Origin of the sequence: Carnobacterium sp. FSL E2-0243 (assembly GCF_038003605.1) — a bacterium.
GTDB classification, from domain to species: Bacteria; Bacillota; Bacilli; order Lactobacillales; family Carnobacteriaceae; genus Carnobacterium; species Carnobacterium maltaromaticum.
This window is the reverse complement of the sequence record NZ_JBBOPM010000001.1, coordinates 2,991,369-3,016,891: the sequence shown is the minus strand read 5'-3', so window position 1 is coordinate 3,016,891 and position 25,523 is coordinate 2,991,369. Positions and strand designations below refer to the sequence as shown.

General features: G+C 33.8%; 21 protein-coding genes. 14 read left to right on the top strand and 7 right to left on the bottom strand.

Features of this window, described 5'->3' with window-relative positions:
* Window positions 1–6: 6 nt before the first annotated feature.
* The 4 genes from MHI00_RS14320 to MHI00_RS14305 are packed head-to-tail and all read left to right on the top strand — an operon-like array spanning window position 7 to window position 5,278.
* The gene (locus MHI00_RS14320; protein ID WP_010050077.1) at window positions 7–1,122 is read left to right on the top strand and encodes an ABC transporter ATP-binding protein; all 1,116 of its coding nucleotides are present in this window, start codon (window positions 7–9) and stop codon (window positions 1,120–1,122) included.
* Complete coding sequence (locus tag MHI00_RS14315; protein ID WP_341115206.1) at window positions 1,112–2,767, top strand: ABC transporter permease; 1,656 nt, start codon at window positions 1,112–1,114, stop codon at window positions 2,765–2,767. The genes MHI00_RS14320 and MHI00_RS14315 overlap by 11 nt, the downstream gene beginning before the upstream one ends.
* A 23-nt stretch (window positions 2,768–2,790) precedes the next feature.
* Window positions 2,791–4,485 carry a sensor histidine kinase gene (locus tag MHI00_RS14310; protein WP_341114469.1) on the top strand — a complete coding sequence of 565 codons (1,695 nt, stop codon included), beginning with the start codon at window positions 2,791–2,793 and terminating at the stop codon, window positions 4,483–4,485.
* Window positions 4,478–5,278 carry a response regulator transcription factor gene (locus MHI00_RS14305; RefSeq protein ID WP_010050083.1) on the top strand — a complete coding sequence of 267 codons (801 nt, stop codon included), beginning with the start codon at window positions 4,478–4,480 and terminating at the stop codon, window positions 5,276–5,278. The genes MHI00_RS14310 and MHI00_RS14305 overlap by 8 nt, the downstream gene beginning before the upstream one ends.
* Before the next feature lie 57 nt (window positions 5,279–5,335).
* On the opposite strand, the gene MHI00_RS14300 is transcribed toward MHI00_RS14305, so the two are convergent.
* Window positions 5,336–6,772, bottom strand: a complete 1,437-nt coding sequence (locus tag MHI00_RS14300) for an amino acid permease (RefSeq protein WP_056999419.1) — start codon at window positions 6,770–6,772, stop codon at window positions 5,336–5,338.
* A 422-nt stretch (window positions 6,773–7,194) separates the two neighbouring features.
* On the opposite strand from MHI00_RS14300, the gene MHI00_RS14295 reads away from it, so the two are divergent.
* The 3 genes from MHI00_RS14295 to MHI00_RS14285 all read left to right on the top strand — a co-directional run bounded on the left by MHI00_RS14295 (window position 7,195) and on the right by MHI00_RS14285 (window position 10,238).
* Window positions 7,195–8,157: a phosphoglycerate dehydrogenase gene (locus MHI00_RS14295; RefSeq protein WP_187959126.1), complete on the top strand. Its 963-nt coding sequence runs from the start codon at window positions 7,195–7,197 to the stop codon at window positions 8,155–8,157.
* 516 nt (window positions 8,158–8,673) lie between these two features.
* Window positions 8,674–9,546 (top strand): transporter substrate-binding domain-containing protein, encoded by an 873-nt coding sequence (locus MHI00_RS14290; protein WP_015075492.1) that lies wholly within the window; start codon window positions 8,674–8,676, stop codon window positions 9,544–9,546.
* A gap of 11 nt (window positions 9,547–9,557) precedes the next feature.
* Window positions 9,558–10,238 carry an amino acid ABC transporter permease gene (locus MHI00_RS14285; protein ID WP_010054423.1) on the top strand — a complete coding sequence of 227 codons (681 nt, stop codon included), beginning with the start codon at window positions 9,558–9,560 and terminating at the stop codon, window positions 10,236–10,238.
* Between the two features lie 76 nt (window positions 10,239–10,314).
* On the opposite strand, the gene MHI00_RS14280 is transcribed toward MHI00_RS14285, so the two are convergent.
* A complete protein-coding gene (locus tag MHI00_RS14280; RefSeq protein WP_341114463.1) occupies window positions 10,315–11,286 on the bottom strand; it encodes a LacI family DNA-binding transcriptional regulator in 972 nt (323 codons plus the stop codon).
* A gap of 203 nt (window positions 11,287–11,489) precedes the next feature.
* On the opposite strand from MHI00_RS14280, the gene brnQ reads away from it, so the two are divergent.
* Together brnQ and MHI00_RS14270 are read left to right on the top strand one after the other, a co-directional pair.
* Window positions 11,490–12,845: a branched-chain amino acid transport system II carrier protein gene (gene brnQ, locus MHI00_RS14275; protein WP_341114461.1), complete on the top strand. Its 1,356-nt coding sequence runs from the start codon at window positions 11,490–11,492 to the stop codon at window positions 12,843–12,845.
* 139 nt (window positions 12,846–12,984) lie between these two features.
* Window positions 12,985–13,743, top strand: coding sequence for a MerR family transcriptional regulator (locus MHI00_RS14270; protein ID WP_317913106.1), 759 nt, complete (start codon window positions 12,985–12,987; stop codon window positions 13,741–13,743).
* A 71-nt stretch (window positions 13,744–13,814) separates the two neighbouring features.
* On the opposite strand, the gene MHI00_RS14265 is transcribed toward MHI00_RS14270, so the two are convergent.
* Window positions 13,815–14,360 (bottom strand): NADPH-dependent FMN reductase, encoded by a 546-nt coding sequence (locus MHI00_RS14265; RefSeq protein WP_010054427.1) that lies wholly within the window; start codon window positions 14,358–14,360, stop codon window positions 13,815–13,817.
* A 1,207-nt stretch (window positions 14,361–15,567) separates the two neighbouring features.
* On the opposite strand from MHI00_RS14265, the gene MHI00_RS14260 reads away from it, so the two are divergent.
* Complete coding sequence (locus MHI00_RS14260) at window positions 15,568–16,452, top strand: helix-turn-helix domain-containing protein (RefSeq protein WP_015075497.1); 885 nt, start codon at window positions 15,568–15,570, stop codon at window positions 16,450–16,452.
* A 325-nt stretch (window positions 16,453–16,777) separates the two neighbouring features.
* On the opposite strand, the gene MHI00_RS14255 is transcribed toward MHI00_RS14260, so the two are convergent.
* Window positions 16,778–17,569, bottom strand: coding sequence for a hypothetical protein (locus MHI00_RS14255; protein ID WP_015075498.1), 792 nt, complete (start codon window positions 17,567–17,569; stop codon window positions 16,778–16,780).
* Between the two features lie 68 nt (window positions 17,570–17,637).
* Here MHI00_RS14255 and MHI00_RS14250 point away from each other — a divergent pair, with 68 nt between their 5' ends.
* Window positions 17,638–17,997, top strand: coding sequence for a DUF3139 domain-containing protein (locus MHI00_RS14250; RefSeq protein ID WP_015075499.1), 360 nt, complete (start codon window positions 17,638–17,640; stop codon window positions 17,995–17,997).
* Between the two features lie 679 nt (window positions 17,998–18,676).
* On the opposite strand, the gene MHI00_RS14245 is transcribed toward MHI00_RS14250, so the two are convergent.
* Entirely contained in the window at window positions 18,677–20,428 is a 1,752-nt protein-coding gene (locus MHI00_RS14245) for an ABC transporter ATP-binding protein (protein ID WP_010054432.1), read from the bottom strand.
* Window position 20,429: 1 nt separating this feature from the next.
* On the bottom strand, window positions 20,430–22,175 hold the full coding sequence (locus tag MHI00_RS14240) for an ABC transporter ATP-binding protein (protein WP_287431199.1): 1,746 nt from the start codon (window positions 22,173–22,175) through the stop codon (window positions 20,430–20,432).
* Window positions 22,176–22,372: 197 nt separating this feature from the next.
* Here MHI00_RS14240 and MHI00_RS14235 point away from each other — a divergent pair, with 197 nt between their 5' ends.
* On the top strand, window positions 22,373–23,131 hold the full coding sequence (locus MHI00_RS14235) for a putative ABC transporter permease (protein ID WP_135053919.1): 759 nt from the start codon (window positions 22,373–22,375) through the stop codon (window positions 23,129–23,131).
* A 193-nt stretch (window positions 23,132–23,324) separates the two neighbouring features.
* Here MHI00_RS14235 and MHI00_RS14230 read toward each other — a convergent pair whose 3' ends face one another.
* Complete coding sequence (locus MHI00_RS14230) at window positions 23,325–23,801, bottom strand: nucleoside 2-deoxyribosyltransferase (RefSeq protein WP_010054442.1); 477 nt, start codon at window positions 23,799–23,801, stop codon at window positions 23,325–23,327.
* A gap of 164 nt (window positions 23,802–23,965) precedes the next feature.
* On the opposite strand from MHI00_RS14230, the gene MHI00_RS14225 reads away from it, so the two are divergent.
* Together MHI00_RS14225 and MHI00_RS14220 are read left to right on the top strand one after the other, a co-directional pair.
* The gene (locus MHI00_RS14225) at window positions 23,966–25,060 is read left to right on the top strand and encodes a 3D domain-containing protein (protein ID WP_341114451.1); all 1,095 of its coding nucleotides are present in this window, start codon (window positions 23,966–23,968) and stop codon (window positions 25,058–25,060) included.
* Window positions 25,061–25,088: 28 nt separating this feature from the next.
* Window positions 25,089–25,337 carry a hypothetical protein gene (locus MHI00_RS14220; RefSeq protein WP_010054444.1) on the top strand — a complete coding sequence of 83 codons (249 nt, stop codon included), beginning with the start codon at window positions 25,089–25,091 and terminating at the stop codon, window positions 25,335–25,337.
* Window positions 25,338–25,523: the final 186 nt, after the last annotated feature.

Below are 25,523 nucleotides of genomic sequence, written 5' to 3'. Positions count from 1 at the left end.
GGACAAATGAGTACAACAATTAAAATTAAAAATGTTCTTAAAAAATATGGTGAGAGCGTTGTAATTCCAGATTTATCTGTTGAAATTAAACCCAGTGAATTTTTTACTTTACTGGGTCCATCTGGGTGCGGGAAAACAACTTTATTGCGGATGGTGGCAGGTTTTAACAGTATTGAAGGAGGAGATATTTGTTTTAATGAAACGAAAATTAATCATGTAACTCCACAAAATCGGAATATTGGCATGGTTTTCCAGAATTATGCTATTTTTCCGCATTTAACAGTGAAACAAAATATCGCTTTTGGTTTGCAAAATAGAAAAATAAAAATAGCCAAAGATGAGATTGAGAAGAAAGTTGAAAAAATGATGGATGTCGTTCAAATCCAAAAATTTAAAGACCGCTTACCTGAAAATTTATCAGGAGGTCAACAACAAAGAATTGCATTAGCACGAGCAATTGTTATTGAACCTAGTGTTCTTTTAATGGATGAACCTTTATCGAATTTAGATGCTAAGTTGCGAGTTGATATGCGAAATGCGATTCGAAATATTCAAAAAGAAGTTGGTATCACAACTATTTACGTGACTCATGATCAAGAAGAAGCGATGGCTGTTTCTGATCGAATTGCGGTGATGAATTTAGGGAGTATTCAACATGTTGGGACACCGCAAAATATTTATCATCGTCCGGCCAATGTATTTGTGGCTAATTTTATTGGTCGAACCAATATTATTGAACGTGAACTGAATATGGAAGGAACAGTAGGCTGTTTACATTTAGATCAGGACAATAGTGTACAGATAACGAACTTAGCGGATCCAAAAAATAGACAATCTGGTAAGGTGAAAGTTTCGATTAGACCCGAAGAGTTTATAATTGTCGAAGATGGCTTGGGAATTCGGGCTAAGGTCTTAAATAATATGTTTTTAGGTTTAAATACCCACTATAATGTGGAATTAGCTAGTGGTGAACAAGTTGAAATTATTCAGGAATCAACACTTGAAAAAGTTATTGAACCTGGAACTTGGATTGGCTTACACATTAAAAAAGATAAAATTAACCTTTTTGATAGTCAAACGGAAGTGAATTTGACAAAAGGAGTGGTAAATGATGTTTGGTAAAGGGCAAAAAAAAGATGTTTGGACGTATATTACTATTGGCATCTTCTTACTTTATTTAATTTTATTGGTTCTGCCATTATTTACCTTATTAAAAGCAGGCTTTACAAATCCTGATGGGACCGGATTTTCCGTTGCTTATTTTACTAAATTTTTTGGTAAAAACTATTATTACGATGCTTTATTTAACAGTTTAAAAGTCACGATTTCAGTTACGCTATTAGCCGTGGTTTTAGCAACACCGTTAGCTTATATTATGACAACGGTGAAAATTAAAGGCAAAGTATTTTTGCAAATTCTAATCTTGATTTCTTCAATGGCTCCGCCTTTTATTGGTGCTTACTCTTGGATTTTATTATTAGGCCGAAATGGTGCAATTACAAAATTTATTTCAAGTATGTTTGGTGTGAAGGTCCCTGATATTTATGGGTTTACAGGAATTGTAATTGTGTTAACTCTACAACTAGTTCCATTAATCTATATGTATTTGATGGGAGCACTAAAGAGCATTGATAATTCTATTATTGAAGCGGCTGAAAGCATGGGTTGTACAGGAATTAAAAAAATGGTGAAGGTTATTTTCCCATTAATTATGCCAACTCTTTTAGCCGGGGCGTTATTAGTCTTTATGCGTGCTCTAGCTGATTTTGGAACACCGATGTTAATTGGGGAAGGCTATCGTACAGTGCCAGTTTTAATATTTAATGAGTTTATTAGCGAAATGGGTGGCGATGATGGTTTTGCAGCAGCAATTAGTGTAATTGTCATTGTTTTTGCGATTGCGGTCTTCTTGATTCAAAAATATATTAGCAATCGTAAATCCTTTTCAATGAACGCTTTGCATCCGATGGAAGCTAAAAAAGCAAAAGGAATCCGAAATATTCTTGCTCATACCTATATTTATGGCTTTATTGTGGCGGCGATTGCTCCGCAATTGTATGTGATTTATACAGCTTTTTTGAAAACTTCCGGACGAATATTTATCAAAGGTTATTCGCTAGATAGCTTTAGGTTAGCCTTTGATCGTTCTGGTGACGCGATTAAGAATACTTTTTCATTGGCGATTGCTTCGATTGTGATTGTCGTGTTCTTAGCTATTTTAATTGCGTATGTAACCGTTAGAAGAAAAAATACCTTAACAAATGGGCTCGATATTGTTACAATGATTCCCTACATCGTTCCAGGTTCTGTGATGGGAATTGCTTTGTTATTGACTTTTAATAAACCACCTTTATTATTAAGTGGGACAGCATTGATTTTAATTGTATCGTATGTAATCAGACGTTTGCCTTATACGATTCGTTCAAGCGCTGCGATTGTGCATCAAATTAGCCCTAGTATTGAAGAAGCTTCTGTCAGTTTAGGAGCATCCAATTTAAAAACATTCTTTAGGGTGACTTTTCCAACGATGCTTCCAGGTGTTATTTCAGGTGCTATTTTAAGTTGGGTAACCATTATCACAGAGTTAAGCACAACGATTATTTTGTATACAGCTAAAACACGGACGATGTCTGTGGCTATTTATACAGAAGTTATTCGTGGAAATTATGGAACTGCAGCCGCGTTGTCAACGATTTTAACACTAATTACAGTTAGTTCGTTATTACTATTCTTCAAGTTAACGGGTAAAAAAGAAATTTCAATTTAAATATAGATAATGAGGGATTGATGATGGATAAGAAACAACATAAATTCAAAGAAAAAACCCGACTTCTTTTTTTGAAGTATACGTTTATTCCGATTGTTTTCTTATTCGTTATTTTTGGGATTAGCATATTCTCTTATGCTAGTTGGAAAGTTCGTAATGATACGGTAAAGGCTAGCCAGGAAACAATGCTAGCTTTTAATCGTGTCTTAGCTACATATGAAAAAGAAATGATACGCATGGCGAACAATGAATATGTTTTAGATTATTTAACGCAACAGAAAAAGAGTAATTTAGTTTTTGAAGAATTTTACGGATTTAATTTGCAACAAGAAGTTAAAAGTATTTTTCATCTTGTTGATATGAAAGGGCTTTCTCTGACGTCATCTTCATCTGAGGATTACCTTGCGAATGAAATTCCAAGTTATCGTTTAAAGCGTTGGAAAAATCCGAAGCAGATGGTAATTGATGTTCAAACAAATTATTTTTCTTATAATAAAGTCACTGGATTAACCTTAATCCAACCTGTCGGAAAGGATGGGAAAATTGTTGGCTATTTAATTTATCGTTTGTATGATGAGGATTTTCAAAAACTATTATTTGGAAAGAATGTTGATATTGTTGTGATAGCAGATCAATATGAACGCATTATTGCCACAACGAGTAATCGTGTCAAAGGGCTGATGGGCAAATTCAGTGTAGACGAAAGAGAAGGCAATGAGATCTTGCTTGATAGTAAAAAGTATACTCTGGCAGAAAATCAGGACTCTCTCTATGGAGTTCAGGTGAAAACCTTAATCCAGAAACCGAATTATCAAGAAGTACTTGTTTCTTATTTATTGCTGACGACTATTAGTAGTTTAGTTCTTTATTTTCTAGTCAATTATTTAGCTAAAAAAATGTCAGAGCGCAATAGTCAGTCGGTGAGTGTTTTAATGTCGGGTTTAGATAGTTTAAAAACAGGTGAGTTAACTAATTTTGTTGAAATCAAGACAGGTGATGAATTTGAAGAACTAGCGGATCACTATAATAAAATGCTTAAAAACTTAAATCAATTGTTATTACGAAATGAAGAGCTCACCTATGTTTTACAGCGGGATGAAATAAAATTTTTACAAAGCCAATTTAATCCTCATTTTTTATTTAATATGCTAGAAACGATTCGCTATACGATGGTTTCTGATCAAGATAAGGCACAACGCATCATTTTAACTTTAGCACGTTTGTTGCGTTATAGTATTCACCAAGGTCAAAATTGGGAAATTTTGCAAAAGGATATGGACTATATTTCTGATTATTTAGCTTTGCATCAATACCGTTATAACAATCGATTAACCTATCAAATTGACCTCAATCCAAGTTTGACGAAAGTTGAAATTCCTAAGCTGCTATTACAGCCAATTGTAGAAAATTCGATTAAATATGGGTACCAAAATCAAACTAATTTAACAATTAAAATATCTGTTCAAGCGCAACAAGACAAAATTTGGATTACAGTAGAAGATGATGGACCAGGTATTGCTACTAAACAATTATCCGAAATCGAAGCTAATTTGCGCCAAGAAATAATCAACTTAAGTAGTATAGGGTTATACAATACGGACCGGAAAATTAAACTGATTTATGGCGAAAAATATGGACTGAAAATTAAGAGCAAATTGGGTTTGGGCACAATTGTCCAAATTGAATTGCCGTTAATAAAGGATGATGGGGATGTTTAAAGTATTGATTATTGAAGATGAGGATATTATCCGAGAAGGCTTGAAATTTAGTTTAGACTGGGGAAAAGAAAACTGTCAGATTGTCGGAGAAGCTGCTAATGGAGTAGAAGCACTGGAAAAAATAACTAAATTGAAACCCGATATTTTATTACTAGATTTAAATATGCCGTTAAAAAATGGCTTGATGGTTCTAAAAGAAAGCTATCAAACAGCGTTATACAGCACGATTATTATCTCAGGATATGATGATTTTGAAAAAGCGAAGGAGGCAATTAAGTACGGGGTTACAGAGTATTTATTGAAGCCAGTAGATCATGAAGAACTGATTGTTGCACTGAGAAAAGCGCGAGAAGCAATTGAGTTAAAGCAACAATATCAATTTTTACAAGAGAAATTAAATGGAGTAGAAGATGTAGACATTCTTGATTTTAAGCGAATTACAAATCGTCATAAATTATCAAAAGAAGTTGCACGCTTAATCAGTTTTATTGAAGAAGAGTACAGCCAAAAAATTCGATTACAAGACTTAGTTTTTGAGTTGAATCGTAGTAAAACTTATTTAAATCAAAAGTTTAAGTTAGAAACAGGCTATACATTCAATGAGTATTTAAATCGTTATCGAGTGTATCAAGCTATTTATCTTCTGAAAAATAGTGATGAGAAAATTAGTAGCATCGCGCTTGAGGTAGGTTTTAGCAATTATCGCTATTTTATTGATATATTCAAAAAATATACACAAGTATTGCCTAGCGATTTTGCAAGTTATTCAAAAGGCTATGTGCCAGAAGCATAAAAAAGGAGTCAAAACATGCCAAATAATGACAATGTTTTGACTCTTTTTATTCATTCATTAAGCTTTTTTAGCGACTTCTTTTTTAGCAATCGCTGGTAAAATCATACCTAGTGCAATAAAAATAATCGGTGTGATGATGTTTAAAGTAAATTGGAAAACCCATGCTTTTGGATCTGCAGCATAATCGATTTTCGGCACCATACCTAAGATACAAGCAAAGGCGGTAAAGAGGAAACACCAAGCGCCAATGACATATCCAATTTTATGATTTTTTACAAATTTGTACTCAGAAGAGAAATTTTTATGCAATTTGTTTAACATCATATAGGCAAAGAATACCCATAAATAACGAAGTGGCATCACAACAGCATTTAAATTCAGCAACCATTTATATAAATCATTCATACTACCAATCCCAATAGCAGGCACAATAATTAGAATACTAACTAAAATTCCGGTCATAGCGTAGCCATTGACTGGCGTACCTTTGCTATTTAATTTAGCTAATTTGCGTGGAATATATTCTTCATCAGCATCGCCAAGTAAGATTTTTAGCGGAGCATCGATTGAGAAGGCTAAGGCTGATATTTGAGCCATTGTATTGGCAATCGCATATAAAATCATAAAGAAGTTTCCAACTCCATAATAAGCACCTAATCGTTGAAAGGCGTCATATGCACCATTAGCCATTAAATCATCAGGAATATTGTTACTATCAAATAGCATACCCATTGCAAAGGAACCCAACAAGGCACAAACAGCAACCATCGCTGCTAAAGCTAACATCCCTTTAGGAAATTCTTTAGAAGGATTTTTTGTGTTGTTTACGTAAGGTGAAATTTTTTCAGCTCCACCAACTGCAAAGACTAACATTGATATTGTTGTGAAATAAGCAAAATTAAAAGTCGGTAAATAGGTTTTTATATCGCCCATATTTGGTGTGGCAAAAGATGCACCACGAAGAGCAGGAGCGGTTACGGCTAATAAAATAAATAATAAAGACATGACAAACATTGCCATTCCTGCAATACTACCAATTCTTTTTAAAGTGGTTAAACCCTTTGATGAAACCCATAGAAAGACTAAGAAAATGACTAAACTAATTAGAGATACAGTTAGGGCTGGTGTATCATTCACTAGATTTCCATTTTGTTTAAATGCCCAACCAAGAGCGATTAAAATTCCTTGTGGTTTTTGTGCTAAATAAGGAATATGCACCACCCAGTATGTCCAAGCAGCGTAATAAGCCAGCTTCTTAGTGGTTGTTTCTTTAATCCAGGTACTAACTCCCCCATTGCCATCTTTAAAAGTCGAACCTAATTGACCGACAATTAATGCATATGGAACAAAGTATAAAAGCATAATTAAAATCCATGATGTAATAACTGAAATTCCTTGAGTTGCATAGTTGTTTACAACATTTCCTAGGCCCCAAACCGAAACAAAGGCAATTAAGGCCACGTTATACCAACGTAACTTTTTCTCTTCTTTCATTCAATGAATCGTCCTCTCTGTTTACAATTAAAATGAATCATATAAGTTCAAAGGATATCAAAAGATACCGTTTTTATCATAAACCGATTTATATAAGGAAACAACTATTTTCTTTGGTTTCTAACAGTTTGATTAGTCTTTGATTAAGGGATTGTTATTTAATGAACATGAGTATTAATTAAACAAAATGAGAGTGTTTCTCTTTCGTATTGGGGTTATAAGTGGGATAATGAGAATAAGGCAAAAATAAGCTAGTTTTTCAGAATATTTTATAGAGGATAAATGGGAATTTGGGGAGATAAAATCAATTAATATCGTTTTATCTATCACTATTCTTAATAAAAAGCGCTGATTAGTGTATAGGCTAGCCTTTGTAATTAGAGCTAACCGGCTCAACAAACTTTTTATTTAAGGAGGAAATTATGAAGAATAAAGGAATATGGTTACTTCAAGAAACAACTCCAGAACAATTGCAACGAGTGAAGGATTTAGCGCCGGATTATGAGGTTATTGATGGGTTTTCAGACTCAACTTTAAATTTTCCTGCAGCTGATATCGAAATAGTTTATGGCTGGAGTTCAGCAAAATCTGATTTTTTATTAGAAAATAAGGATAGTCACTTAAAATGGATTCAAGCAAAATCTGCAGGTGTGGATACCATGAATCTGTCTTTACTAAACGAAAAAAATATTATTTTGACGAATGCTAGCGGAATTCATGGTGTTCCTATCGCTGAGTCAGTTTTTGGTATGCTGTTAGCTGATACTAGAGGGATTAAAAAGGCTATCAATCAACAAACAAATAAAGTCTGGTCACAAACAGAAAGTTTAGTAGAGCTAAAGGGCAAAACTATGATGATTATTGGAATGGGCCAGGTTGGAAAAGAAGTTGCTCGTCTAGCGCAGGCTTTTGGATTAAATGTGATTGGTGTTAATCGAAGTGGAAATCCTGTAACAGAAGTCTCTGAAATTATTAAGCAAGATCAAATTCCAAAACATATTAAAAGAGCCGATTTTGTTGTTAATATTTTACCGTTAACTTCAGAAACAACCAATTACTATGATGATTCTTTTTTTACAAGCATGAAAAAAGGTGCTGGTTTTATTAATGTTGGAAGAGGGCCGTCTGTAGATACAGATGCTTTAATTCGCCAGATAAAAAATGGGCAGATTGGTTTTGCCGGTTTAGATGTTTTTAAAGAAGAACCTTTGGCAAAAGATAGTCCATTATGGGATTTACCAGAAGTCTTGATTACGCCCCATATTAGTGGAGTAGCTGAACATTTCAAGAAACGTTTATTTGCTATATTTGAAGAAAATCTTACGGCATATGTTGCCGGAGAAGAGTTGCCCCGGAATGTCATTGATTATAAATACAATTATTGAAAAATCGGTAGTAAAGTAGAACAGAAACTCGTTTTCTGTTCTACTTTTTTATCATGGTTCTTGTTGCTTTAGCAACTTAGAACCATGATACGCATCCATCAAAGATGGACTGTGGTCCTAAAATGTTGGTTTACTGAGGTTCTTGTTGCTTTAGCAACTTAGAACCATGATACGCATCCATCAAAGATGGACTGTGGTCCTAAAATGTTGGTTTACTGAGGTTCTTGTTGCTTTAGCAACTTAGAACCATGATACGCATCCATCAAAGATGGACTGTGATCCTAAAATGTTGGTTTATTTAAATAAATACAATATTGTACATGGCTTCGTGAAGCGTAATGCTTTTAAATAAGGGTTTTAAAGAAATATGCTTCTACTTCATTTGTATTTTTTATCCAGATATAGAGGTTAAATTGACACAGATTTTTTTCGCTGTTATATTTCTAAAAGAGTCTTACTTAATACAACGCAAGGAATGTGTCTAATAGAAAGATAATGAGAAGGAGCAAATAAATAATGAAGAAAAAGAGTAGTTGGTTAGTGATTAGTTTTATTGCATTAAGTTTAGTTGTGGCAGGATGTACTGGAGGAAATAGTGATAAAGCCAGTAGTGCTGATAAGAAAGAAAAAAATGGGTGGGAGCAAATCAAAGAAAAAGGTGTGTTAACTGTAGCAACATCAGGAACCTTATTCCCTACTTCTTATTATGCAAAAGATGAAAAGGAATTAACTGGTTATGAAGTTGAAATCGTTAAGGAAATTGCCAAACGCTTAGATGTAAAAGTTAAATTTGTTGAAATGGGTTTTGATGGCATGTTGTCAGCTATTAATAGTGGGCAGGTCGATACAGCAGCGAATAATATTGATTTATCAGATAAGCGTAAAGAGAAATTCGCTTTTTCTGAGCCTTATAAATATTCATTTGCCAGTATGGTTGTACGTAAATCAGATCAATCTGGGATTCATTCTTTAGAGGATCTGAAAGGTAAAAAATCTGCGGGAGCAGCAACAACCACTTATATGAAAATTGCTGAAAAATTTGGAGCAGAGAGTGTCGTGTATGACAATGTAACTAACGATCAATATTTATTAGATGTAGCAAATGGTCGAACAGATGTCATCTTAAATGATTATTACTTGCAAAAAATGGCGACAGAAGCACTTCCAGAAATTCCAGTCGAAATTAACCCAGGATTATTTTATAATCCTAGTCAAGCTGGCTTAGTAATGAAAAAAGAAAATACTGAACTGAAAACTAAAGTGGATGATGCAATTACTGAAATGAAAAAAGATGGCACTCTAAAAAAATTATCTGAACAGTTTTTTGGTGGAGCAGATGTGTCAAAAGAAGCAGATGTGAAAATTACTAAAGTAGTCGAGGTAGAATAGGAGTCGAGAATATGAGCGGAATTCAATGGCAGTATCTCTTTAATCCGAGTTTAGCGCTAGAAAGCTTACCGTTTATTTTACAAGGTTTGGGTTATACGCTTTGGATTTCAGTAGTAAGTATGACTTTTGGAACAATTTTAGGGTTCTTTTTAGCACTATTTAGATTATCTAAATTTAAAGTATTAAACTTGTTAAGTCGTATATATATTTCCTTTATGCGAGGAACGCCTATGTTGGTTTTCTTATTTATTCTTTATTTTGGCTTTCCTTTTATTGGAATCAAGTTTGACGCTGTTACTGCAGCTGTGCTTGGCTTTAGTTTGCATAGTAGCGCCTATATCGCAGAGATATTACGTGCTTGTTTAAACTCGATTGATAAAGGGCAATGGGAGGCATCATATGCATTAGGTATGCCGTATTTTTTCATTATGCGCAAAATCATCTTACCGCAAGCTTTGCGGACTGCAATTGGACCCTTAAGTAATGTTTTGCTAGATTTGATTAAAGGAACTTCTTTAGCGGCAATGATTACAGTTCCTGAAATATTTCAACAAGCAAAGATTGTTGGTGGTCGAGAATTCGATTATATGACAATGTATATACTAGTGGCCTTGGTCTACTGGGGAATTTGTAGTCTATTCACCATTTTACAAACTATTTTGGAGAAAAAGTTTTCTCTTTATACAAACTGACTAGCTGTTAAAAAGAGTAATTAGTAAAGGTAGCTAAAAGAAAGGACTATGAATTGTTTTTTCATAGTCCTTTCTTCTATCTAGTGGTTTTACGTTTAATTAAATCAAATTCTAAAGGCAATAAAGGTAGGTTTTTATATAATAGTTGATTAAAGATGATTGTAAAGGCATTTTGAGCTTGTTTAGCAATTGGGTAATCAATCGTGGTGATATCCAATAAACGTGAAATTTCAATATTATCAAAACCAACGACTGAAAAATCCGTTGGAATGTTGTAGCCTCGTCGACGAGCTTCTGCGACTAATCCTGCAGCAACAGCATCTGAACTAGTTGCAAAGCCATCTGGTTTGTCAGATTGTTCTGCATACCAATCAAGAATCGCTTCCCCGTCTTCGATGGAGTTTAAGCCTTTAAACTGTTGTTCAAGTTTTGGATCTAATTTATATTTTTGACAAAAGTCAGCGTAAGCTTGCATGCGGCTCTTGGTATTTAATCCTCGTGTACTGCCATATAAATTGGCAATGTTACGGCAACCAGAAGCGTAAAGGTGTTCTAAACCTAACATGTACCCTTGGTAATGGTTCATAAAGACAGAAGGAATGTGCTTTGAATCAACTCGTTGCCAAGTAACAATCGGGCCATATTTTGTGAAAGGTTCAAGTTGATCCCAATCATTTAAACGAATCACTAAAACTAAACCATCTAATTGTTTATGGCGCAGCATTTCAAAGGCATCTAATTCTTTTTGCTTGTCGCCACCAGTAATAAATAAAGTGACGTTATAGCCTTCTTTCTGAGAGGCTAACGTAAAGCTTCTTAGAAACACAGTCAAAGAGTCTGAAAAATCAGGTGCGATAATGCCTAACATTTTAGTCGTACCTGTTTTTAAAAATACAGCATTGCGATTAGGTACATAATCTAATTTTTTGATAACAGCTTCAACTTTAGCTCGAGTGTCATCGCTGACATAACCGTTGCGATTAATTACACGAGAAACAGTTGCTGAAGAAACACCAGCAATTTTAGCAATCTCATTAATATTAGCCATTTTTCACCCATCCCTTCAAACTATCTCTAGTATAGCAAAAAGCGAGCTTCAAATGTAGGGAGTTAGGCAGAATATATGGGAATAAGCCTTTAAATTGTGACAACTTTTTATGAATCTTTCATATAATAATAAAAAATTCTTGCCACAACAAAATAAAACAGCTATCATCTAATAGATATAGTAAAAAGTTAAAGGAGTGCTTTATGGATAAACGTTTGTCATTATCATCTTATATATTTATTGGATCAATGTTATTTGGACTTTTTTTTGGAGCTGGAAATTTAATTTTTCCCGTACATATGGGACAGGAAGCAGGCACAAATATTTTGCCAGCTACACTAGGTTTTCTTGTTACTGGTATCGGCTTACCTTTTTTAGGGGTTGTTGCGATTGGTGTTTCTAAAAGTGACGGGCTGTTTGACTTAGCCAGTCGTGTTCATCCAATCTATGGTATTTTTATGACTGTTGCCCTTTATATGACGATTGGACCATTCTTTGCTTTGCCAAGAACGGGAACTGTTTCGTATGAAATTGGAATTGCACCTTATTTACCAAGCCAATACCAAACAATAGGTTTACTGGTATTTACAGTGATTTTCTTTGCGATTGCGTTAGCTTTCTCAATGAAACCGACTAAAATTTTAATTTGGGTTGGGAAAATTTTGAACCCTCTCTTTCTTGTTTTTCTAGCTATTTTGATTGTTACTGCTTTTCTAAAACCAATGGGCGTAATTTCTGAAGCAGCGGTACATGGCAATTATGTTACCGAGCCATTTATTACAGGATTCACCCAAGGGTATAATACAATGGATGCATTAGCATCATTGGCTTTTGGGATTATTGTTGTTCAAACAATCAAGGGTCTAGGTGTTCGAAATCCTTCTAATATTGCGATTGATACGATTAAATCTGGAATTGTCAGTGTCATTTTAATGGCAGTTATCTACGGTAGTTTAGCTTATATTGGAGCGACTAGTGTAGGTCAATTTGAAGTATCTGAAAATGGTGGAATAGCGTTGGCACAAATTGCCCAACATTATTTTGGTTCGTTTGGTAGCGTATTGTTGGCTATTATTGTAACAGTCGCCTGTTTAAAAACTGCGATTGGACTAATCACCGCTTGTTCAGAAACATTTTGCGAAATGTTTCCCAATTCATTTAGCTACCGGACTTATGTCATTTTATTTACACTGTTAGCTTGTGGAATTGCAAATGTGGGCTTAACTAAGATTATTTCGTTATCAATACCTGTTTTAATGTTCTTATATCCTTTAGCAATTACCTTGATTTTCTTGGCACTATTGTCCCCATTATTTAAAAACCGCCAAGTTGTTTATGTAACGACAACGATATTCACTATTTTTGTCAGTATTGCTGATGGCTTAAATGCTTTGCCAGCTGGTATTAAATCAATTAGTTTTATCGATAATATTCTAGCATTCTACAGTCGCTATTTGCCTTTATTTGATATCGGTATGGGCTGGGTTTTCCCAGCAATTCTTGGTTTAATTATAGGTTGGATTATTAGCTTAGTAAAAAAACAAGAGCTACGTTTTTAATTAGTAAATCAACGTATGGAGTCTACATTTGAGAAAATGGCCTCCATACGTTTTTGATTTTATCCATTTTAATATAAAAAGTCCTTGAGCTTTACGTAACGTATAGGTGTAAGATAAGTTTTATCAGGAGGTGTTGGAGTTGGAATATACAGTTAAAAAATTAAGTGAACTAGCTGGAATCAGTGGTCGGACATTACGCTTTTATGATCAAATTGATTTATTAAAACCCAATAGAATCAATTCATCAGGTTACCGGATTTACGGTGGCAAAGAAGTCGATCGTTTGCAGCAAATTCTTTTTTATCGTAACTTAGGGTTGCCACTTGAAGAAATTAAAGAAGTATTGGATGCACCAAATTTCGATAGTGAAACAGCTTTAACCGCGCATTACCAACAGTTACTAGAACAACAACAGCAACTGAATAAATTAATTGCAACGGTTGAAAAAACGTTACAAGTGAAAAGAGGAATGAGTAGTATGACAGATAAAGAAAAATTTGAAGGCTTTAAAAAAGAGTTGATTGAGAAAAATGAGATGCAATATGGTGATGAAATTCGCGAAAAATATGGCAATAAAGCTGTAGAAGAATCAAATCAAAAAATGGCAAGTATGAGTAAAGAAAAATACGAAGCTTTTGAAAAATTGGGAAATGAATTGTTAGAAGAGCTTGAAGTTGCAATGAACGACCAGAATCCTCAGGGTACAGCAGGACAAAGAGTTGCTGCCTTACACAAGGAATGGTTAAGCTTTACTTGGGGAAGTTATTCTAAAGAAGCACATCGCGGTTTGGCCGAAATGTATGTTTCAGATCCACGATTTACGGCTTACTATGATGAAAAGGCTGGAGACGGCGCGGCTAGTTATTTACGTGATGCAATTGTAGCCTACACGAAATAAAAAAAACAGAGTAGAAAATCTACTCTGTTTTTTTGACTAGATATACCTAAGTCCTTGTGATTACTTTTAAATTAGTTAGAATTTTTATTGATGAAAGCTACAAATGAATCTGCAATAGTTTGTAGGAAGCCAACTGATGCAGGTACTACTTTTCCATCTTCGCCAATTGCTTTAGATGCATCAATATAAAGTTCAGGTTGAGCCATAACTGGACTATCGCCAAACACTAATGATTGACGGATTTGGTGGTTGGCTAATGCACCAGAAATACCTGCTGGAGAAACTGAACCAACAAGAACTGGTTTACCTGGCCAAACACTTTCGCCCCAAGGACGAGAACCAACGTCGATAGCATTTTTCAATGATGCTGGCATACCGCGGTTATATTCTGGAGTTATAAATATATATGCATCTTGCTCTTTCATTTCTTTACGGAAACGATTATAGCTTTCGACACCATCTATTTCTAAATCTTCATTGTATACTGGTAAATCACCAATTTCAATAAAAGATACTGTGTAATCAGCTGGGAATAATTCAGCTAATTGTTTTGCTACAATTTTGTTTAAAGAATCTTTACGTAAACTTCCTACTAAAATCCCGATTTTTTTTGTCATAATTAATTACCTCCGAATGAATTATTTTTGTTTTTATCTTGTAAATGAATTATACCTCGTTTACTTACTTTTTACAAGTGAAATGTTTTAAAATTTTTTCCTTTGGGAATTTCAGACTGATTTAGCGCCTATTTTCTCAAGTTGAGCTTATGTTAGTTGAACTGTCAAAAATTAAAAGAGAACATAAAAATAATCATTAAATGGATGGTTTATTTACAGATGATGAAACAAAAGCTTCTTTTCTAAGATATTAAATCATGCTAATATCATTATTTTTTGTATTGGTAGATGAATTATAATGTCATTTTAGATTGATGGGCGAGTAAAGTTGGTAGAAAGAAGTCCATAAAGAGTTACTTTTTATTTGTTGAAATTCTATACTTTTAAATATAAAATTGGTAAATAGAGGTGATAGTTTTGGTAAATAAATTTAAGTATACGCTTATATGTTTATCTATAGGAGTACTCATTTCGTTATTATTTGTATTTAAGATTGATGAAAAAGGATTTTTAATATCTGTTACAAATGTTTTATCGTTATTGATTTTTAAAACGGATTCTTTGTATAATCTGGTTTTTAGTCAATCAATAGCTGTACAGAATATGATTTATGGAGTGACCAACGTACTCTCTGTAATGATCTTTGGCCTATTAATAGATTTTTTTAGAGACGTAAAAAAAAGATAGAAAAAAGTGGTGAAAATCAATTATCGATTTTCACCACTTTTTTTCTTTTTAATAGGAGCAAATCGCTACATGAGAAGTTCCATTTAAGGATACATTATATAACGCGATGATAATAATATACCCTTCTTGATTGCGAAACAAATCGCAAGCGTATTTCATCAGTTTTAGTTATTATTATCAACACATATATTAATTATATTGTTAGGAGTATTTTTTATAATTCAGATTGAACCTAATTTAGAATGTATTTTATTTGATTAAATGCTCGATCATTGTATAAAAAATAAAAGGCATGCAATGATATCAACTATCAAGCATACCTTTTTCGTGTTTAGATGGTTTAAATCGCTTACCAGTGCCCTGTATTGCCAAATGTAGAAATAGATGGTGGATTAAGAATCAAATCGTCGATATTCATAATATTACCCTCCTTTTTAAATAAAAAAACATTTCTCTTTCCTAATAATAAAACATAAGCTACAATTAGGCAAGGAGATATAAAGAATAAGGGGGAAAAAAATTGAAAAGTTTAGGGGAAGCTATTAAAGCAGGTCGATTGAAAAAAAACATGACGCAACAAGAATTAGCTGAAGGTATTTGTACGCAGGCAACAATCAGTAATATAGAAAAGGCTGGTAAGATTCCAGCAATTACCTTACTTTTAGCGATTGCAGATCGTTTGGATATTGATATTGATGAGCTTTATTATTTAATGGGCGAAAATACAACGAAAAATGGCAAAATAATGAAGAAAGTTAAAGTTTTATGTAGTCAATCAAATCACAAAGAAGCAGCAGCTTTACTTAAAGAAATTAATGAAGCAGAATTAGAAACAATAAATGAAAAAAAGGAATATTACTACTATAAAGGTATTACTAGTTTAGTGGCATTTCATAATTTCTCAGATGCACTTTTTTACTTTAACTTGTCTAATGATACTCAAGGAGAAGGCTACATATCTATTTATGATGTCTTGGGATTGAGTGGCGTTTCAATTGCTTACTCGATGAATGACGAAGATGAAAAAGCCTTGGTATACACAGAAAGAACCTTGAATACTCTTGATGAGTTTGTAGCTGAAGGCTATGAAAAAAGTGATACAAATGATATCGTTAGAACCTATTTTAACTCTGCAAAAATATATTCCAAAATGAAAAACTATGAAAAAGCTGTGAGTTTAAGTTCAATGGGAATTGCTTTGCAGCAATTGGATGATAGTATGAATGGGCTGGAATACTTAATGTATGAGAAGGCTTATAATCTACAACAATTAGAACAAGTTACTGAAGCTGAAAAGTTCTATTTCTTTGCAGCGGCAATGGCTATGATGAATAAAAATAATGAAGTGATAGAAACAGTTAAAAGTGATATGAAACTTTACAATGTCTCCCACTTTATGTATTAGTTTCACTTGTATAATTGTATCGATCATGTACACAAATATATATTGATAGAAACGCTAAAAACACTCCAATTATATCGGCACGTAATTGGAGTGTTTTTTAGTATGCGATTATGTTTGTTATAGATAGGTTTAACTGCTAGCAATAATAATATTGACCCCCAGGATAGCCAAATAAAAATAAGCATGAAATCCATTTTTTAAACTGATGATTTCATGCTATTATTATTTCTATGAAAATTTTTTCCACTTTAAGATGGAGTCTTACTCTGGGCTTATTTTCCTTTATTCAAACTCAATAGATAATGTTTTATATTAATGATGAAATCTAAAAGCTACCAATATAGTCAGGTGTTTGGGTAAAATAGTTACCTAATGATCTTGGGGCAACTAATCCAACTTTAACTGGAGGTTGAGGAACAATAGGCGAGCCCCCAGTACCATAGGCATAAGCTTGATATACTAATTTTGAACAATAGGTTGGGCTAGGCGCTTGTAAATTTTTTGAGCCCTCTATAATAGAATAATCAATTGATCTATTTCGAACTGTTAAACTACCATTACTGTTAAAAGTAGTAGAAAGAGCATACCAACCTGCCATCATATTAACACTTCCTAGTGAAAGTCTCTTTGGTCGATACAGTCGTGAGTTTCCAAATCCATATTTATTCGTAAATTGCTTTATTGTCATAATAACAGTTGCTTGACCTGAACTAGTCCCACCAGGAGAATGAAGTATACTATCCGGACCAACTACAATTCCATTATGGCCAACTAAACCTCCAGCGGAACTTTCCCCTGGAACAATTATATAATCTCCAGACTGTAATGGACTGGCTCTAAGATTTGTATTAATAGGCATGGGAGGATCAACAGGTGCATCTAAACCTTCTTTTAAAGCGATTTCCCAATCGTTGAAGCTTATACCTTGTAATTCTCCAATTTGTATATAGTAGTTATAGGCACTTGTTAAATCTTCATTAGTTAACGAAGATAAGTTTATTTCACCAGAAACTAATTTAGGAACAATGTCTTGTGGAGTAGAAGGGGAATTAGCATAAACGTTCAGGGGGACCATAAAAAACAACAAAAAAGCAAAACCGACAACAATTTTTTTCATTTTAAAAACTCCTTCAAATTTATTTTTGTGTTATACTTATATTATACAAGTATCGAGGAGTTATTACTATGAAAAATAAGATATTAATTTTATTAGCTGTTGTTTTTTGCATTATTATTTATTATTCAATAAACAAACAAGTTAAAACTAAAGTAGCAACAAACCGTATTCACCATTATATGGAAGATAAAGGATTCCCACTAGATTTAATTGAAAAAGAAGATATTCATTACTCTTACTCAACAGATCGTTGGAATTTGAGTGTTATTATGAAAGATGACAAAAACTATCAATACAACTTTGAATATCGTTTTAAAACGAATGATATTCAAGAAGATATAGAATTTTTAACGGATGATTATATGAATAATCCAGCTAAATATAATAAAAACCTGTATGAAGAAAAAATAGAGAAATCTTTAAAATGAATTTATATCCTTGAGTTGTTGTCTTTTTAAATATTTAAGCACATATTTTAATAAAGCATTGTTTCTTTTAAGTACACTTCAAGGATACAATAGGAAGATAAAAATAAACGCTGATTTTTCAGCGTTTATTTTTGTATACTAAGCGTATCCTTAGACATGGTCTTTTGAATTTATAAAAATGGAGGGATTTCGTTATGTAGTTGGCTTATTTAAGAGTGTCCGCTGTAGATCAAAATTTAGCTAGACAAGAAACTGCGATTCAAGCAAGGTAGAATAAATTGAGTTAATTAAATTAATAGAGTCTGAAGTCCTGATTGTTTGGCTTACAAATCAGTAGCGAAAGAAGATAGAGTGAATTTCTTGTTTTTTGAAAAGGGTTTTAAAAAACTATCTTTACGAGAAGTCTAATTATATATGTGTGAGGTTTGCAACGGAACATATTTTCTAACCCCTAGTTTTACTTCTACTAAAATCAAACTATTTTTCAAAAGCAGTTAGTTATATTCGTGATAAATAGTGACAATTTAAAATAACTTGCCTGTCATAATTTATATTAGCAAAGCCTCGATAAGTTTACAAATAAAATGAGCTTCACTACATAAAAAAACAGAGTAGAAAATCTACTCTGTTTTTTAGGATCACTACAAAAACACGACTGTTTTCAATCTTTTTTTGCAGTTTATTCAAATTGTGCAGCATATAAACGATGATAGTAACTATCTATTTTTAGCAACTCGTCATGAGTTCCAGTTTCAACAATCATGCCTTTATCCATCACTAAAATTAAATCTGCTTCACGAATCGTCGACAAACGATGAGCAATGACAAAACTGGTTCGCCCCTTCATTATTCTTAGAAAAGCTGTTTGAATCTGTTGTTCAGTTAAGGTATCAACGGAACTGGTTGCTTCATCTAAAATTAACATTGGCGGATCGCTAAGCATGGTTCTAGCAATGGTTAAAAGTTGACGCTGACCAGAAGAAATAGAAACTCCACCACTGCCAATAATTGTGTCATACCCTTGAGGCATTTTTATAATAAAAGCGTGAGCTAAAGCAGCTTTTGCTGCCTGGATAATTTCCTCTTCACTAGCTGTCGGATGACCATATGCAATATTTTCTTTAATGGATCCTGAAAATAACCAAGTATCTTGCAGCACCATACCAAAGGAACGTCTTAAACTGTCTCGTGTATATTTTTTGATATCTGTACCATCAATTTTAATGCTCCCTTGATCTAACTCATAGAAACGCATCAATAAGTTAACCAATGTCGATTTTCCTGCACCGGTTTGCCCAACAATTGCGATTGTTTCACCTGCAGCAACACTTAGATTTAAGTCTTGGATTAGCGGGCGATCTTGTTGGTAGGAGAAATAAACATGGTCGAATGCCACATTTCCGTCAATTGTTGTTAGAGTTGTGGCATTTGTAGCATCTGGGATTTCTGGAACAGCATCAAGAACTTCAAAAACACGCCTTAATCCTGCAGCAGCTGTTTGAATCTGTGTTGTAATCCCAGATAACTCAATGAAAGGTTTAGAAAATTGAGAAGAGTAAATAATAAAACTTGAGACGACACCAACCGTGATACTACCATTTCCTGTTACAACTAAAATACCACCGATTGTTCCGATTAAAAGATACGCAAGGTGATCGACAAAACGAGCAGAAGGATTGGTGATGGACGAAGTGAATTGTGCTTTACGTCCCCAAGTGTACAAGCGATTATTAATTTGTTCGAAATTACCTTGAACGTAGTCTTCTTGATTAAAAGCTTTGACGACTTTTTGATTGGTAACCATCTCAGATACAAATCCAGAAATTTCGCCCACAATTCGTTGTTGCTGAGTGAAGTTTTTTTGTGAAAGTCGAGCTACAATCCAAGCAATCAGAAAAATTAAAGGCGTTGTCACTAAAACAATTAACGTTAAAAGTGGACTAAGATAAAGCATAAAACCTAGTGAAGCAAAGACCACGATTACCCCAGAAAATAAATTGTTTAAAGTTAGACTAACCGCATCTGAAATACTATCTAAATCATTTGTAAAGCGACTGATAATTGTCCCATGTGGGGTATTATCAAAAAAGCTTAAGGGAAGTTCGTTTAGTTTATCAAAGGTTTTAATACGCAAGTCTTTAATGGCATTATAGGAAACCTGATTAGAAAAATAATTGATCATCCATTGGGTAATTATTGCTAACAAGTAAACGGCAGCCAATAACCAAAGAACATGGAAAAGCTTGCTAAACTCAACTTGACCTTTTCCAACAATCGCGTCGATTCCTTTTCCTGTGTAGTAAGTTGCAGCAACTGTAGCGCTACCTCCGATTAAGCCACAAAATAAAGCAGCGAAAATAGGCATTTTATAATGAGTCATAAAAGGTAAAAGTCGTTTTAAATCACTTGGATTGATTTTTTTATTTTGCATATTAATGAACCTCCTTAACGTCAGTTTCAGTCTCACTTTGAGAGTCATAAATTTGACGATAAATATCTGATTCAGCTAATAATTGCTTATGAGTACCACTATTAGCTAGCTTTCCATCGTTTAGTACAAGGATTTGATCGGCTGTTTGAATCGAACTAATACGTTGCGAAACGATGACAACAGTAGTATTTGTTAAGCGGCTAGCTAGAGCTCTTCTCAAATTTAAATCAGTTTGGTAGTCCAAGGCACTTAAGGAATCATCTAAAATTAGAATATCCGGTTGGCTAACTAATGCTCGGGCAATCGTTAGACGTTGTCGTTGTCCACCAGAAAAGTTTTTACCACCTTCAAAAACAGGAGAGTTTAAGCCGTCTTTTAAGCTTGCAACAAAATCGGCACTTTGAGCAATTTCTAAAGCCATTTGCAATTCTGCTTCTGTCGCATCCGCTTTACCCCATCTTAAGTTTTCAGCAATTGTTCCAGTAAATAAACTACTATTTTGTGGCACATAACCGATTGAGCGGCGCAAACTTTGAAGATCAAACTCATTAACATTGGTTCCGTTAATCAGCAGAGTTCCAGCAGTAACATCATAGAATCGTGGAATTAAATTAATTAGAGTACTTTTCCCACTTCCTGTAGGACCAGTCACGCCTAAAATTTGCCCTTTCGATAAATTAAATTCAATATTTTCTAAGGCATTTGCGCTAGCAGCAGCATATTTAAAGGATACATTCTCAAATTGAATAGCAGTCTGATTTTCGATAGCTGTCAGATAGGTTGGAGATTCATTTTCAACAACACTAACATCAGTATCTAGGACTTCATTGATTCGTGCAGCAGATGCCGCTGATTTAGTAAATATAACAACTAGATTGGCCACAATAATAAGTGCTAATAGCATTTGCATAATATAGTTGATTAAAGCTAAAACTTCACCTTGCATCAAACTACCTGTATTAACTTGGAAACCTCCAACGTAAAGGATTATCAAAATACCCGCATTCATGATTAACGAGGTAGCAGGGGTCATTAAAGCCGAAAGATTTGCTACACGGATATAGGACTTTGCCAACTCATCACTGACATCTTCAGCTCTTTGCTTTTCTTTTTTGCTACGGGCAAAGGCGCGAATCACTCGAACACCACTTAAATTCTCAGAAACAACTTGTGTTAGACGATCAACCTTCGTTTGAACAATTTTATACAGAGGAATGGTTTTTGTCATAATAAAGTAAAGAATTAGACAAAATAGAGGCAATAGAACGGCAAAAACAAGAGCTAATTTAGGACTAACATAAATCGCCATAATCAGAGAACCAATACTTAAAAATGGAGCACGAATCACTAAACGAATTAACATAGCAAGAGCTAGCTGCATTTGGTTAATATCATTAGTTGCTCGCGTAATCAAAGTCGCTGTACCAAAATGGTCAATTTCCTTGTGAGAAAATGTATTGATTTTGCGCATTAAGGCATTCCGAAGTTCAGTCCCAAAACCTTGTGAAGCAATCGAAGCGGAATATTGACAAATAAAAACGGAAATTAAGCCAATAACCGACATTGCCAGCATCAGGCCCCCCATTTTATAAATATAAGCCGTATCTCCTTTGTTTATCCCATTATCAATTAATTTGGCCATTAACAGAGGTAAAAATAACTCGAAAACGGCTTCTACAAATTTAAAGAAAGGACCAATTACCATTTGGAGTCGGTACTTTTTAGCATAACGTAATAAAGAAATCAAATGAATACTCCTTTCTATACTCAAGGGATTTAATTTTTAATTGTATCCCTAAACTTTTTATTCAATAAGTATAACATAAGGGGACAAATTAGTTGATACTAGATTCTCATTAGAATATAAGTTAAAAAGAGTCATCCTTGATAAAAAATGAACAAGCGCGTATGATGAAAATAAAGCAACACGAAAGGAGCAAGGGGATGGAGATTACTTTTGAAAAAATAGTTCTTTTATTCTTTATTTATGCCTTTATAGGTTGGTTATGGGAAACAGTTTATTGTTCAATTAAAGCCAAAAAGTTTGTTTATCGGGGTTTTTTAATTGGCCCATATTGTCCGATTTATGGATTTGGGGTATTAGCAGTTTTATCTTTAATTAGTCCTTATCAACAAAATATCATCCTTTTATATGTATTTTCAGCCTTGGTAGTTACTCTTTTGGAATATGTAACTAGTTATGGTTTAGAGAAATTATTTCATACCACATGGTGGGACTATCATGACGTTCCATTGAATTTGAATGGTCGCATTGCGTTACCAATTTCATTATTTTGGGGAGTCGGGTGTGTTTTTATTGTGAAAGTTGTGCAACCGATTGTCAGTGAGTGGGTTCAATTTTTGATAAATCAATTTGGGATTTTCTTACCTGTCGCAATTGTTGTTTTGATGACAGTTGATTTGATCTACTCTGTATTTACTTTAGCAGCTTTCCAAAAAGAGTTGGCAAAATTAAGTGTTGAAATTGAAGAACGAAAAAATAATTTAGTAGAAAAAATAACGGAAACAAGCCAAACAGTTATGGAAGAATTAAAGCAAAGTACCGAATTAAAAAAAGCTTTTGCCAAATTAAATTTTAATCAAAAGAGAATGTTGCGAGCTTATTCTAAATTAAATATGCCAACAATTAAAAATTTCAAAGAATTAAAAGAGATTCAGGAAAGATTTAGAAAAAAAGGCTGAAAATAAGTGTATTTTGGGATTAAATACTCTATTTAGAAGTGGATGTTGCATTTTCATTTCTTTAACATTACTTTTTGGTTACTAAAAATGAGTTTACAAGTCATTTTGACATAAAACTTTATGAAAATTCTTCTGTTTTCTATAAGATAAAAAAGAATGGAGTGAATCCATTCTTTTTTATTTAGGCAAAGCCTTAGTATTTTCCGATAGCGGTGATTAAATCAGAGCTCGTGCTATAGATAGCACCGTTCAACTTAACTAAACCGACTGTATACAAGTTTACATAGGAAAATTGTGATTCAGCCACTTCTTGCAATGCCGCTAGTTTGTGTGGGTTTGTGGCTCCTTGTTGACGAGAGTCTGTATAGAGACCGAGAATAGGAATACCAGCTTGATAAGCCACTCCGATTTCAGTTGCGACACCAACATCAATTGTCGCACCATCTAAAACAGCAATCATTAATTGACTGTTTAAAAGTGCCTTAGTATCATATTGGGCAATCGCTTTGGAGTCAGCATAGGCGTTTTTATCATTAATTTCCATTTGTTCTTGGGGAACATAAAGCTCCAATTGAGGGTATGCCGCTCTAATTTGTTGTACAAGTTGTTGGTTGTAGCGTAACTCCATTTCAGAAAATAATGGGCTAGCAAAATAACTATTTTTGATCATTTTTTCTCCTCCTAATATCTTTTATTACACTCTTAGTATACCTTTAAAATGCGATTGTAACAAAAAGTAATCTTTGTGAAATATACCAAGGCTGATTATTCGTTATAATGTGGGGAGCAATTAAGTAAGATCGTATTACTAAATGAAGGGTGTTGTCGAAATAAGTGAAATTACGAAAATTGGTTGTAAGCGTGGTTCTTACATTTCTAAGCGTAAATCTAATAGCAAATGTTGGATACGCAGCGTCACTTGACGAAATTAATAAAGAGCAACAAGCAAAACAAGCAAAAATGGCAACTGTAGATAGTGAAATTAGCCAAACTTTAGTTTCATTAAATGATAAAAATAAGGAAATTGAAGCTTTAAACCAACAAGTTTCTGAAAAACAAGAAAGCTTGAAGGATACAGCAGAAAAAATTAAAGCAAAACAAGCAAACGTTGATGAACGTGTTGCTCAAGCTAAAAAAAGATTACAATCGCTTCAAACATCTGAAGCAAACAAAAGTATGGTATTAATGATTCTTGAATCTGAAAGTTTAACAGACTTTTTAAACCGTGCTTATGTTATCAATCGATTGCAATCTGCTGATAACGATAATTTAGAAGAAGCTAAAAAAGATCAAGAAGAACTTACAAATTTAGAAGCTAAATTACGTGAAGATGCAGCAACTTTAGCTGAACAAAAAGAGCAAGTCAACAAAGATACAACTGAGTTAAACACAAAAATGGCTAGCTTACAAAAAACAATGGATGAAAATAAAGATGCTTTAAATGCTTTAGATGAACAAAAACGTACAGAACAAGCTCGTATAGATGATGAAGCAGCGAAGAAAAAAGAAGCTGAAGAGTTAGCTAAAAAAGCAGAAGCTGCTAAAGTTTCAACTGCGGCGGTTGCGCAAAATACAGCTCCAAATGCTGCTGTTGCTCCAGCAGCTCCAAGCAACCCTACTGATCAATCAGGTGCAGGTGGCGCTGGTAAAACAATAATTGTTGAATCGACTGCTTATTCATACGCTGAAAATGGTTCAAGCTTCTTTACAGCTAATGGAACAGATTTACGAGTGAATCCAATGGTTATTGCCGTTGACCCTCGTGTTATTCCAATTGGTTCACGTGTTGAGGTTTCTGGTTATGGTGTTGCGATTGCAGCTGATACAGGTGGTGCAATTAAAGGAAATAAAATTGATGTCCATTTCTCTTCTGTAGCAGAATGTTTACAATGGGGACGTCGTACAGTTACAATTAAAATCTTAGATTAAACATCTAAGATAGAAATAGGTGCAAACGATGGCAGTTGATATTGATTTTTATCATGAAAAAGATGAGCAGGCATTTCTAGATAAATGGGAAGCTGAAAAAGGCTCAATTGAAGATATTGATTTATTTTACTCTGAGTTAGCTGAGGCAGTTGAAGAAGCCTATCAAGCTGGAACAGTAAAACTTGGTAAGAAATTTGTCTATCAAGATGTTGTGGTTGGCTATGTTGATTACAATACATTCAATAATCTATTTTTATTCAGTCTAGCTAAACAATAAATTCTTAACTGACTAGTATGAAACCGGTGATGAACTGGATTTATACTAGTCAGTTTTTTTGTGGATATCTAGGTACTATTTTTGCTCAAAGGTTCTATATGGATGGATATTAATAAAAAAGTTGTTTTCAATAGTTTTTAATTAGCCTTCCCTCTAGTTTAGTTTACCCAGGTTATGACAAGGATA